Here is a 12,074-nt window from a genome sequence, read left to right on the forward strand (position 1 = left end):
CGGCGCCGGGTCCGGCGATGTGCCCTCACGCACGGTCGCCGGCCGCCGCCCGCGAGCGCCCCGTGGCGCGAGCGGCGGCACTCCGTCCGCATCGATAAACACCGTAAATCAGCTGGTTGCCAACAGATCTTGGACGCCTCGGCCGCATCGCCGCGAAGGTAAGAACAGTGCCGAAGGTAAGAACCGAGAAGCCGAGTGAGCGACCCTCCAGGGAGGAACCGGACCATGACCGACGCTGCCATGCAGGAGACGGGGGTGGAGGGCGCAGCCGAACCTGCCGCCCTCACCGACGGGATCCATTTGGTCGTCGACGCGCTCAAACTCAACGGAGTCGAGACCGTGTACGGGGTCGTCGGCATCCCGATCACCGACCTCGCTCGTCTCGCCCAGGCGTCGGGCATCCGCTACATCGGATTCCGGCACGAGAGCGACGCGGGACACGCGGCGGCGGCGGCCGGCTTCCTCACGCAGAAGCCCGGCATCTGTCTCACGGTGTCGGCGCCCGGCTTCCTCAACGGCCTGGTGGCGCTCGCCAACGCCACCACCAACTGCTTCCCGATGGTGCAGATCTCCGGATCCAGCGAGCGGCACCTCGTCGACCTCCAGCGGGGCGACTACGAGGAGATGGACCAGCTCGCCGCGTCCCGGCCGTTCGTCAAGGCGGCCTACCGGGTACAGCGGGCCGAGGACATCGGGCGCGGTATCGCCCGCGCGATCCGCACCGCGATCTCCGGCCGCCCCGGCGGTGTGTACCTGGACATCCCGGCCGCGGTGCTGGGCGAGATCATCGACGCCGACAAGGGCGCGGCCTCGCTGTGGGAGCTGGTCGACCCGGCGCCCCGCCAGCTGCCGCAGCCGCAGGCCGTGGACCGTGCCATCGAGCTGCTCGCCGGCGCCGAGCGGCCGCTGGTCGTGCTCGGCAAGGGCGCCGCGTACGCGCAGGCGGACAGCACGATCCGGGAGTTCGTCGAGAGCACCGGCATCCCCTACCTGCCCATGTCGATGGCGAAGGGCCTGCTGCCCGACGACCACCCGCAGTCCGCGGCCACCGCCCGGTCGCTCGCGCTGAAGCGGGCGGACGTCGTCATGCTGGTCGGCGCCCGCCTCAACTGGCTGCTCGGCCACGGCGACGCGCCCCAGTGGAACCCGGACGCCAAGTTCGTCCAGGTCGACATCGCCGCCACCGAGATGGACAGCAACCAGCCCATCGCGGCCCCGCTCGTCGGTGACGTCGCCTCGGTGATGGAGGCGCTGGTCGAGCGGAGCAAGCCGGGCCGGATCTCCGCCCCGGCGCAGTGGCGCGAGGAACTCACCGCCCGCTCCACGCAGAACGTCACCAAGATGGCCGGCCGCCTGGAGGCCGCCCGGACCGCGCACCCCATGAAGTTCCTGGGCGCGCTCCAGGCCATCCGTGACGTCCTCGCGGACAACCCGCGCGCCTACGTCGTCAACGAGGGCGCCAACGCCCTGGACCTGGCCCGCAACACCATCCCTATGCAGGTACCGCGGCACCGCCTGGACAGCGGCACCTGGGGCGTCATGGGCATCGGCATGGGCTACGCGATCGCCGCCGCCGTCGAGACGGGGGAGCCGGTCGTCGCCATCGAGGGCGACAGCGCCTTCGGGTTCAGCGGCATGGAGATCGAGGCGGTGTGCCGCTACAACCTGCCGATCGTCACCGTCGTACTCAACAACAGCGGTGTGTACCGCGGCGACGAGCCCTCCGGCCACGCGGCGGACCCGGCGCCCACTGCTCTCAAGGCCCGCCACGACCTGATGATCGAGGCGTTCGGCGGCAAGGGCTACCAGGCGACCACGCCCGACGAGGTCGAGTCGGCGCTGCGCGAGGCGCTGGCGGCGGGTGTGCCGGCCCTCATCGACTGCGTGATCGACCCCGCCGACGGCACGGAGAGCGGTGCCATCGCGCACCTCAACCCCAAGGGCCTGTCGGGCAAGAAGTGACCACGCCCGGCGCGTAGTCCACGGGATCGGCCCGAGCCGTCGGCGGCTCGGGCCGATCCCGTGCGCACGGCCCCAAAGGCCCCGCCCCGCACGGGAAAACGGTCCGTGCACATGTATTGCATACTGTATGGAATCTCCGCATCCTGATTCCATGGCCCTCACCCAGACGCCCACCGCAGACCAGGCCCTCGACACGCTTCTCGCGGGCAACCGGCGCTTCGTCGACGGAGACCCGCAGCACCCGAACCAGAACGCCGCGCGCCGGGCCGCCCTGATGCCCGGGCAGCACCCCTTCGCCGTGGTCTTCGGCTGCTCGGACTCACGACTGGCCGCCGAGATCATCTTCGACCGCGGACTCGGCGACCTCTTTGTGGTCCGCACCGCCGGCCACGTCGTCGGCCCCGAGGTGCTCGGCAGCATCGAGTACGGCGTGGGCCAGCTCGGCTGCCCCCTCGTGGTGGTCCTCGGCCACGACGCCTGCGGAGCGATCCGGGCCGCCCGTACCGTCCTGGAGGACGGCGTGGCCCCGCCCGGGTACGTCCGGGACGTCGTCGAGCGGGTCACGCCCAGCGTCCTGGCCGCCCGCGCGGCCGGGCTGAGCGAGGAGCCCGACATCGTGGACGAGCACATACGCCGAACCGTCGACCTGCTCGTCGACCGCTCGCCCGCGCTGATCGCCGGAGCCGGCGTCGTGGGCCTCTCCTACCACCTCGGCGAAGGCCGCGTACGGCTGGTCACCAGCCGTGGCCTGGACGGCGCGGCAGCCGCCTGAGCCGCCCGCCCCCCACATGGATCCGCCTCATCTCCCCTCTTGGCGAAGGGAGATGAGGCGGTGTCATGGGATACGGCGGGCGGCCGGTCCGGCGGGGCGGGGCCCGGGAGTCTGGAGAAACCCCCTGGGGCGGTCACAGCCTCCCCGGGCTGCCCGGCCGCGCCTCCTAGGGCTGCCTGATCGACTCCGCCGCGAGCACGACCACGGGATCCAGGCCGTCCGCCCCGGAGTCCACCAGATCGAGCAGCCGGGCCCGCATCCGCGGGTCCCAGAACCGGCGGATGTGCCCGGCGATCTCCTTGGCCGCCGCGTCGGCCGGGACGTGGCGGAAGTTCGCGGCGATCTGGTTCGCCATCCGCTGCTCGGACGGCACGGCGGCGGACATCTCAGTCCACCGCCGCGAGCCGGTCGGTGCCCACGGCCTCGGTGGCGTGCCGCTCCAGCGGGTGGGCCAGACCCACCTGCACGGCGGTCACCTTGTACTCCGGGCAGTTGGTCGCCCAGTCCGAGTTGTCCGTGGTCACCACGTTGGCCCCGGTCACCGGATGGTGGAACGTCGTGTAGACGACCCCCGGCGGCATCCGGTCCGACACCCGTGCCCGCAGCGTCGTGCTGCCGACCCGGCTGGCCAGCGTCACCAGGTCGCCGTCGGTGACACCGCGGTTCTCGGCGTCCAGCGGATGCAGCTCCAGCACGTCCTCGGCGTGCCACGCCACGTTGCCGGTACGGCGGGTCTGCGCCCCGACGTTGTACTGGCTGAGGATGCGGCCCGTCGTCAGCACCAGCGGGAAGCGCGAGGTCGTGCGCTCGTCCGTCGCCACGTAGGACGTGACCACGAACTTGCCCTTGCCGCGGACGAACGAGTCGACGTGCATCGTCGGAGTGCCCCCGGGCGCCTGTTCGTTGCACGGCCACTGGACACTGCCGAGCTTGTCGAGCACCTCGAACGAGACACCCGTGAACGTCGGGGTGACATGGGCGATCTCGTCCATGATCTGGCTCGGGTGGTCGTACTCCATGGGGTAACCCATCGCGGTGGCGATCTCGCAGACGATCTGCCACTCGTGCTTGCCCGTCTTCGGCTTCATCACCGCCCGCACCCGGTTGATCCGGCGCTCGGCGTTGGTGAAGGTGCCGTCCTTCTCCAGGAACGACGCGCCGGGCAGGAAGACGTGTGCGAACTTGGCCGTCTCGTTGAGGAACAGGTCCTGCACCACGACCAGGTCCATGGAGCTCAGCGCGGCGGTGACGTGCTGGAGGTTCGGATCGGACTGGGCGATGTCCTCACCGTGCACGAACAGACCCCGGAACGAACCGTCGATGGCCGCGTCGAACATGTTCGGGATACGCAGCCCCGGCTCGGCCAGGATCGAGCGCCCCCACAGCTCCTCGAACACGGTACGGACCGCGTCGTCGGAGACATGGCGGTAGCCCGGGAGTTCGTGCGGGAACGAGCCCATGTCGCAGGAGCCCTGCACGTTGTTCTGCCCGCGCAGCGGGTTGACGCCGACACCGTCGCGGCCGATGTTGCCGCACGCCATCGCCAGGTTCGCCATCCCCATGACCATGGTGGAGCCCTGGCTGTGCTCGGTGACACCGAGGCCGTAGTAGATGGCCCCGTTGGGCGCGGCCGCGTACAGCCGCGCGGCGCCCCGCAGTTCGTCGGCCGGCACCCCGGTGACGGCCTCGGTGGCCTCCGGGCTGTTCTCCGGCAGGGCGACGAACTCCGCCCAGTCCTCGAAGCCCTCGCACCGGTCCGCGACGAAGCCGCGGTCGACCAGGCCCTCGGTGACGACGACGTGCGCCATGGCGTTGATAACGGCCACGTTGGTGCTCGGCTTCAGCTGGAGATGGTGCGCGGCCTCGATGTGCGGCGAGCGCACGAGGTCGATCCGGCGCGGGTCCACCACGATGAGCTGGGCGCCCTCCCGGAGCCTGCGCTTCATCCGCGACGCGAACACCGGGTGCCCGTCCGTCGGGTTGGCGCCGATGACCACGATGACGTCGGCCTCGGCCACCGACCTGAAGTCCTGGGTGCCGGCCGACTCCCCGAAGGTCTGCTTCAGCCCGTACCCGGTGGGGGAGTGGCAGACCCGGGCGCAGGTGTCGATGTTGTTGTTGCCGAAGGCGGCGCGGACCATCTTCTGGACGACGAAGACCTCTTCGTTGGTGCACCGCGAGGAGCTGATCGCACCGATCGAGGCCGGGCCGTACGTGTCCTGGATGCCGCGCATCCTCCGCGCGACCGTCTGGATGGCCTCGTCCCACTCGACCTCGCGCCACGGGTCGGTGATCTTCTCCCGGACCATGGGCTTGAGCTGACGGTCGGGGTGGGTCGCGTAGCCGAAGGCGAAGCGGCCCTTGACGCAGGAGTGGCCCTCGTTGGCGCCGCCGTCCTTGTAGGGCACCATCCGGACCAGCTCGTCGCCGCGCAGCTCGGCCTTGAAGGAGCAGCCGACACCGCAGTAGGCGCAGGTCGTGATCACCGAGCGGGACGGCATGCCGAGTTCGACGACCGAGCGCTCCTGGAGGGTCGCCGTGGGGCAGGCCTGGACACAGGCGCCGCAGGAGACGCACTCGGAGTCCATGAACAGCTCACCGGCGCCCGCGGAGACCTTGGAGTCGAAGCCGCGGCCCTCGATGGTCAGCGCGAAGGTGCCCTGCACCTCGCCGCAGGCCCGCACACAGCGCGAGCAGACGATGCACTTGGACGGGTTGAAGTCGAAGTAGGGGTTGCTCAGGTCCGGGGCGGCGTCGAGGTGGTTCTCGCCCTCGTAGCCGTAGCGCACCTGGCGCAGTCCGACCACGCCCGCCATGTCCTGGAGTTCGCAGTCGCCGTTGGCGGAACAGGTCAGACAGTCCAGCGGGTGGTCCGAGATGTACAGCTCCATCACGCCCTGGCGGAGCTTCTCGACCTTGGGCGTCTGCGTCTTGACGACCATGCCGTCGGAGCAGGGTGTGGTGCAGGACGCGGGGGTGCCGCGGCGGCCGTCGATCTCCACCACGCACAGCCGGCAGGAGCCGAACGCCTCCAGGCTGTCGGTGGCACAGAGTTTGGGTATGTCGATACCGGCCTGCGCGGCCGCGCGCATCACCGAGGTGCCCTCGGGCACCGTGACGGGCAGTCCGTCGACCTCGACGGAGATACTCGCCCCGCCGGGCCGTTCCGGGGTTCCGAAGTCGGGTTCCTTGAGGAGTGTCATACCGTGCCCTCCCCCCTTGCGAGGAAGTCGTCGGAGAAGTGTGAGACGGCACTGCGCACCGGCATCGGGGTCAACCCGCCCATGGCGCACAGCGATCCGTCGGTCATCAGCTCACAGAGGTCTTCGAGCAGGGCGAGGTTCTCCTCGCGCTCCTCGCCGGCCACGATCCGGTCGATCACCTCGACGCCGCGGACCGAACCGACGCGGCAGGGAGTGCACTTGCCGCACGACTCCGCCGCGCAGAACTCCATCGCGAAGCGGGCCTGCGCCGCCATGTCCACGGAATCGTCGAAGACCACCACACCGCCGTGGCCAAGCATCGCGCCGGCCGCGACGAACGCCTCGTAGTCCATGGGCAGATCGAACTGCGACGTCGGCAGATAGGCGCCGAGCGGGCCGCCCACCTGCACGGTGCGCACCGGGCGGCCGGTGAACGTGCCGCCGCCGTAGTCCTCGACCAGTTCGCGCAGGGTGATGCCGAACGCGGTCTCCACGATGCCGCCCCGGGCGATGTTGCCGCCGAGCTGGAAGACCTGGGTGCCGCGGGAGCGGCCCATGCCGAGTTCCTCGTACGCCTTCGCGCCCTCCGCGAGGATCACCGGGACGGTGGCCAGGGTGAGGACGTTGTTGACGACGGTCGGTTTGCCGAACAGCCCCTCGATCGCGGGGATCGGCGGTTTGGAGCGGACCACACCCCGCTTGCCCTCCAGGCTCTCCAGCATGGAGGTCTCCTCGCCGCAGATGTACGCGCCGGCGCCGACCCGCACATGCAGGTCGAAGGTGAGGTCCGAGCCGAGGATCCGTTCGCCGAGCCAGCCCTGCTCCCGGGCGATGCCGATGGCCGCCCGCATGGTGGCCACCGCGTCGGGATACTCCGAGCGGATGTACAGGTAGCCCTCGGTGGCACCGACCGCGTGCGCGGCGATCGTCATGCCCTCGATGAGCATAAACGGGTCGCCCTCCATGACCATGCGGTCGGCGAAGGTGCCGCTGTCGCCCTCGTCGGCGTTGCAGCAGACGAACTTCAGCGGGCCGTCGCAGCCCAGCACGGTCTTCCACTTGATGCCGGCCGGGAATCCCGCGCCGCCCCGGCCGCGCAGTCCGGACTCGGTGACCTCGGTGACCACCTCGTCCGGCCGCATGCGCAGCGCGGTGCGCAGTCCGGTGAGGCCGCCGTGGCGCTCGTAGTCCTCGGGGGAGAGCGGGTCGATGACGCCGACTCTGGCGAAGGTGACGCGGTTCTGCCGTGCCAGCCAGGGGAGTTCGTCGACGACGCCCAGCCGCAGCGGATGCTCGGACCCGTCCAGGAAGCCCGCGTCGAAGAGGGCCGCGACGTCCGTGTGCGCGACGGTTCCGTAGCCGATGCGGCCCTCGGGTGTGGCCACCTCGACCAGCGGTTCGTGCCAGAGCATGCCGCGCGATCCGTTGCGCACGAGCCTGACCGGCAGGCCGCGTTCGGCGGCCGTCTGCCGGATGGTCTCCGCGACCTTGTCCGCGCCGACGGACCGGGCCGCCGAGTCGCGGGGGACGTACACCGTCACGGGGGAGTTCGGGGCCTGGGTCACGACACGACCGCCTCGTCGAGGAGGGAGCGCAGACGGTCCACGCCCATACGTCCGAGGACCTCGCCGTTCACCTCGACGGACGGGCCCAGTGCACAGTTGCCGAGGCAGAAGACCTGCTCGACGGTGACCGAACCGTCGGCGCGGGTCTCTCCCGGTGAGACGCCGGCCCGGTCACGGGCGCAGCTCACCAGGGCCTCGGCGCCGAGTGCCTGGCAGGCCTCGGCACGGCAGATCCGTACCGTCGTACGGCCCGCCGGCTCGCGGCGGAAGTCGTGGTAGAAGGTCACCACGCCGTGCACGTCGGCCCGGGACAGGTTGAGTTCCTTGGCGAGCAGCGGGACGGCGTCCTCCGGCACATGCCCCAGCTCGGTCTGGATGGCGTGGAGTATCGGCAGTAGTGATCCACGATGGTCGCGATGGGCGGCCACGATCGCGCTGATGGTGGCCTGAGTCGTCACATCGCTGATGCTCGTCGTCACGGTTCCTCCCCCTGACCGTTGTGCATGTGGAATCCCTTGGATCGATCGGATGGATCTACGGGGTGGTGATCGACGAGCCCGTCGCTGGACCTCCGGCTCGTTCGGCATGCGCCCCTGCTGTTGTCCTCTGGCTGTCCACGAAGTTCATGGAATACTGTATGCAGTTGACAATGGCCGCGTCCACAGCCGGGAACGTCCGGATGGTCAGGCAAGTGCCTTGGCCCGGACCGGGGCCGGGACCGCCGGGCGCGCGGCCGGCAGTTCGGCCAGCCATGCCAGGACGGTGCCCAGCACGTCGCGCCGGTCGCCGTCCCGGCCGAGCCGCGCGCTCGCCGGGACCAGGACGGGATCCGCGCAGACGGTGGAGGCGCCGCTTCCGCGCGGCCCGGTGCCGTTGGGCCGCGCCGGCACGAACAGGCCCGGGGCGTCCGCCGGGACCAGCCAGAGGTCCGGCCGGTCACCGCCGTCGACCGGCGGGGCGGACCACACGTAGCTGTCGGCCTCACCCGCCCCGACGACGTTGTGCTTGCGCGCGTGGAGCGCCGCCACGTCGCCGGTCCCCGAGGCGAACGAGGCCGGGTGCGGGCCGTCGGAGCCGGGCTCTCCGTCCGCGCCGGCGTCGGTCAGCGCGAGGGTGCTCAGATGCCCGCCGTCGGCGACCCGCCGGCGTACCCAGGGGCCGCCGTACGCCTCGATGAGGGCCACGGCCGCGTAGTGGGACCGGAGCACGGCGCCGGTGGCCGGGCAGATGCGCGCCACCTCGGTCACCACCTCGGCCGCCTCGGGAAGCCCACGGCCCCCGCCGCCGAGATGGGCGGAGACGGTGAGCCCGAGCAGCCCCGCCTCGCCGAGCGCGACCACCGAGGCGCGGGGGAAGCGTTCGCGGGCGCTGGTCTGCTCGGCGGAGGGCTCGATGGTGCTGCTCAGGATGTGGGCGAGGACGGAGCGGTACGACATGGGGCGGCTCCTTCGATCCGGGCCTGGCGGGGAGCGGGCTCACCCCCTCATGGATTGCATACTGTATGCCATCACTCCGCGTTTGTGTTATGGCCGCGCTGAAAAACCGTAAAATGCCAGGTCAGAGGCGGTTCTATGCCAGCCCTTTGATCATTTTTGGGGAAAACCTCAATCTCCCAAGTGGGTCCGACAGGGCTCCGGAGGCCTACGGTCCTCATCACTGCATACGGTATGCACTCCCCGCTGCCGTCCTGTCGCGCTCGGCGACGAGCGACGAATGAGTGAGGTGACGCGATGACCATCGCCACCAACGGATCCATCCCCGGCGTACCACTGCCACCCCGGGCACAGCGCAGCGAACCCCCGCCGCGCCGGCACCCACCCTCGACGGTGCGACCGTGACGACCGGTCCGCACCGCAGGTCGGCCTGAGGCGCCGCAGCCCGGAGCCTGACCTCCCCGCACTGCACACGGAGTACCGACCAGGGGGCGCTGGCGAGTCTCTTCAGCAAGGGGAAAACGACATGACAACCACCGCTCCATCCCCACGACCCGCGTTTCGCGAGGTCACCGATGCGAACGGACGCGTATACCGGATCGGCGAAAGCGCCAGGGACCTCCTGGGTGGCCCGCGACTGCTGATGGTGGTGCTGCCGTGGGTGGCCATGATGGCCATCAGCGTCGCGGAGTACGCCTTCGGCTCGGCCGAGGAAGTGCTCTCCTCGGCACACGGCTGGTCGTCCACCAACACCTTCTGGGTGCTGGGCTTCTGGACCGTCTTCCAGGCGGGAGTCGCCTTCCCGACCGGACGGCTGCGCGAACGCGGCATCCTCAAGGCCCGTGGGGCCATGCTCGTCGGAGCCGTCCTGGCCGGGCTCGGCTTCTTCGCCCTCAGCTACGCGCCGAACGTGGCGCTGGCGATCCTGGGCTTCGGTGTCCTCGGTGGCGCGGGCGCCGGCATGATCTACTCGACCTGCGTCAACATCGTCGGCAAGTGGTACCCCGAGCGGCGCGGCGGCAAGACCGGCTTCGTCAACGGCGGTTTCGCCTACGGCTCGGTGCCGATGATCTTCGTGTTCACGTACTCCTTCGACGCCGGGAACTACCGCACGGTGCTCGACTGGGTGGGTGTCTACGTCCTGGTGTTCGTGGCGATCTGCGGCTGGTTCTTCAAGGACCCGCCCAAGAACTGGTGGCCCGAAGAGGTCGACCCGATCGAGCACAGCAAGAACGCCGGCAACAAGGCACTGTCCAAGAACCCGCCGGCCGTACGGCAGTACGAGCCGATGGAGGCCATCCGCACCGGCATGCTCCCGCTGATGTGGTTCTGCCTGGTGCTGTGCTCCGGGGTCTCCATCTTCGGCATCTCCTTCCAGGTCCCGTTCGCCAAGGAGATGGGATTCGGGCCGCTGGTGGCCGCCTCGTCCATGGGTCTTATGTCGATCATCAACGGCACCGGCCGCGGGGTGACCGGCTGGGTCTCCGACCGGATCGGCCGCAAGCAGACCCTGATCGCGGTGGTACTGATCGAGGGGCTGTCGCAGTTCGGTGTGCTGTGGGCCGGTGACATCCGCAACGAATGGCTCTTCCTGTTCTTCGCCTTCGTCTCCGGATTCGGCGGCGGCGCCTTCTTCCCGATGTTCGCCTCGCTCACCCCGGACTACTTCGGAGAGAACAACAACGCGCAGAACTACGGCCTTGTGTACAGCTCGAAGCTGGTCGGCGGCCTGGCCGGCAGCGGACTGGGCGCGACGGTGGTCGCGGCCTGGGGCTACTCGGGGGCGTACGCCCTCGCGGGATGCTTCGGTCTGGTCGCGGCGGGACTCGCGATGCTGCTGCGGCAGCCGGGCCGCCCCGCACCCTCCCGGGTCCGGGCCAAGTCGCTCCAGGTGAGCGGCGAAACGGCCTGACACGTCCCACGGGTTCCGCACCGGCACAAAGGAGAGGAGGGCTCACTCGCCCGCCGCGATGTGACGCCGCCCGACGACGGGTGGTCCGCGGCGGGCAGCCGTATCCGACCGCCCGTGCCCGTCAGTGCCGGGCATCCCTGCGTGCGTGGTAGCTGACCCGGGTGTGCTCCGTGTGCTCCCTCATCAACTGCTGCGTACGCAGCTCGTCCCCGGTCGAGATCGCGTCGATCATCGCCCGGTGCTCCTGCCACGACAGCGCGCCGCGGGTCCGGGCGACCGGCGTGAAGAACCACCGCACGCGCCGGTCCACCTGCGCGGACAGCTCCGCGAGCACGGAGTTCGCCGCGAGCTCCATCAGATACGCGTGGAACGCGGCGTTGGCGGCGACCACCCCGTCGACGTCGTCGGCCGCCAGCGCCCGCTCGCCGGCCTCGCACAACCCGGTCAGCCGCGCGGTGGCGGCGGGCGTGGCGTTGGCCGCCGCCAGCCGCGCCGCCTCGGCCTCCAACAGGCTGCGCACCACGAGGAGTTGGTCGGCCTCCTCCTCCGTGGGGTCGTGCACGAACGCGCCCTGTGCGGGACGCAGATCCACCCACCCCTCGGTGTTGAGCCGCTGTAGCGCCTCGCGGACCGGCTGCCGGGACACCCCGAGGTGAGTGGCCAGCTCGGTCTCGACCAGATGCTGCCCAGGCCTGAGCGACCTGGTGACGATGAGCTCCAGGAGTGCCTCGTAGACCCTCTCGCGGAGCGGGCCGGGTCGCTCCAGCTTGGGCACGGTACCGGTCGGCAACGCCGCGGACGCCATGGCTCCAACCCCTCCGTAGTGGCTCAATGAGCCTGAAATTGGTTTTCGTCTACAGTCTACGCGCCGAGCCGCAAATGGCTGGATCTATTCGACTGTGACTCCAGCAGCAGTCATGCGCCCGTCCGCACTCTTGCCAGCGCCGAATACTGTAGACAGAATGCTGTCGACGTTACGTTGGCGGATCGCGAACACAGCAGGAACACGTGGTGGACACCCGGACTTCCACCCTTGTCCCCGGTCGATCGCCGCCGGCCCGCTGACGGCCGTCTGCCCGCCACTCCATGAACGTGTACACGCGCGGGCATCGCCCCCGGCGCGCGGCGGCCACCGTGGGCCGGCGGCGGAGCAGCGCGTGACACGGACGCGGGACCGGTCGGCGGGAGCGCCCCCTGGGCCGGCCGGTCCGCGGCGTCCACCCGCCG

The 12,074-nt window shown here is 70.3% G+C and carries 9 protein-coding genes; 3 read left to right on the plus strand and 6 right to left on the minus strand.

The annotated features are described in order from the left end of the window. Positions 1-225: 225 nt before the first annotated feature. A complete protein-coding gene (oxc, locus tag ACIQAC_RS19350) occupies positions 226-1,962 on the plus strand; it encodes an oxalyl-CoA decarboxylase (RefSeq protein ID WP_402192614.1) in 1,737 nt (578 codons plus the stop codon). A 151-nt stretch (positions 1,963-2,113) separates the two neighbouring features. Further along, on the plus strand, positions 2,114-2,734 hold the full coding sequence (locus ACIQAC_RS19355; protein ID WP_402192616.1) for a carbonic anhydrase: 621 nt from the start codon (positions 2,114-2,116) through the stop codon (positions 2,732-2,734). A 166-nt stretch (positions 2,735-2,900) separates the two neighbouring features. On the opposite strand, the gene ACIQAC_RS19360 is transcribed toward ACIQAC_RS19355, so the two are convergent. The 5 genes from ACIQAC_RS19360 to ACIQAC_RS19380 all read right to left on the minus strand — a co-directional run bounded on the left by ACIQAC_RS19360 (position 2,901) and on the right by ACIQAC_RS19380 (position 8,938). Beyond that, entirely contained in the window at positions 2,901-3,119 is a 219-nt protein-coding gene (locus tag ACIQAC_RS19360) for a formate dehydrogenase subunit delta (RefSeq protein WP_402192618.1), read from the minus strand. Between the two features lies 1 nt (position 3,120). Further along, positions 3,121-5,937: a formate dehydrogenase subunit alpha gene (gene fdhF, locus ACIQAC_RS19365; protein WP_402192620.1), complete on the minus strand. Its 2,817-nt coding sequence runs from the start codon at positions 5,935-5,937 to the stop codon at positions 3,121-3,123. Continuing rightward, positions 5,934-7,502, minus strand: a complete 1,569-nt coding sequence (locus tag ACIQAC_RS19370; RefSeq protein ID WP_402192622.1) for a formate dehydrogenase beta subunit — start codon at positions 7,500-7,502, stop codon at positions 5,934-5,936. Before ACIQAC_RS19370 ends, fdhF begins: the two co-directional genes overlap by 4 nt. Further along, entirely contained in the window at positions 7,499-7,981 is a 483-nt protein-coding gene (locus tag ACIQAC_RS19375) for a formate dehydrogenase subunit gamma (protein ID WP_402192624.1), read from the minus strand. Before ACIQAC_RS19375 ends, ACIQAC_RS19370 begins: the two co-directional genes overlap by 4 nt. Before the next feature lie 204 nt (positions 7,982-8,185). Next, a complete protein-coding gene (locus ACIQAC_RS19380; RefSeq protein WP_402192625.1) occupies positions 8,186-8,938 on the minus strand; it encodes an acyl-CoA dehydrogenase family protein in 753 nt (250 codons plus the stop codon). A gap of 523 nt (positions 8,939-9,461) precedes the next feature. Here ACIQAC_RS19380 and ACIQAC_RS19385 point away from each other — a divergent pair. After that, on the plus strand, positions 9,462-10,847 hold the full coding sequence (locus tag ACIQAC_RS19385) for an OFA family MFS transporter (protein ID WP_402192627.1): 1,386 nt from the start codon (positions 9,462-9,464) through the stop codon (positions 10,845-10,847). Between the two features lie 121 nt (positions 10,848-10,968). Here ACIQAC_RS19385 and ACIQAC_RS19390 read toward each other — a convergent pair whose 3' ends face one another. Further along, the gene (locus ACIQAC_RS19390) at positions 10,969-11,652 is read right to left on the minus strand and encodes a GntR family transcriptional regulator (RefSeq protein WP_402192629.1); all 684 of its coding nucleotides are present in this window, start codon (positions 11,650-11,652) and stop codon (positions 10,969-10,971) included. Positions 11,653-12,074: the final 422 nt, after the last annotated feature.

The sequence above is a fragment of the Streptomyces sp. NPDC088387 genome, assembly GCF_044753385.1.
GTDB lineage: Bacteria > Actinomycetota > Actinomycetes > Streptomycetales > Streptomycetaceae > Streptomyces.

What these genes read in the sequence shown, in the direction of transcription:
- ACIQAC_RS19390 (WP_402192629.1), bottom strand. Translation starts at nt 11,652, where the DNA reads ATGGCGTCCGCGGCGTTGCCGACCGGTACCGTGCCCAAGCTGGAGCGA.
- ACIQAC_RS19360 (WP_402192618.1), bottom strand. Translation starts at nt 3,119, where the DNA reads ATGTCCGCCGCCGTGCCGTCCGAGCAGCGGATGGCGAACCAGATCGCC.
- ACIQAC_RS19385 (WP_402192627.1), top strand. Translation starts at nt 9,462, where the DNA reads ATGACAACCACCGCTCCATCCCCACGACCCGCGTTTCGCGAGGTCACC.
- ACIQAC_RS19380 (WP_402192625.1), bottom strand. Translation starts at nt 8,938, where the DNA reads ATGTCGTACCGCTCCGTCCTCGCCCACATCCTGAGCAGCACCATCGAG.
- oxc (WP_402192614.1), top strand. Translation starts at nt 226, where the DNA reads ATGACCGACGCTGCCATGCAGGAGACGGGGGTGGAGGGCGCAGCCGAA.
- ACIQAC_RS19355 (WP_402192616.1), top strand. Translation starts at nt 2,114, where the DNA reads ATGGCCCTCACCCAGACGCCCACCGCAGACCAGGCCCTCGACACGCTT.
- fdhF (WP_402192620.1), bottom strand. Translation starts at nt 5,937, where the DNA reads ATGACACTCCTCAAGGAACCCGACTTCGGAACCCCGGAACGGCCCGGC.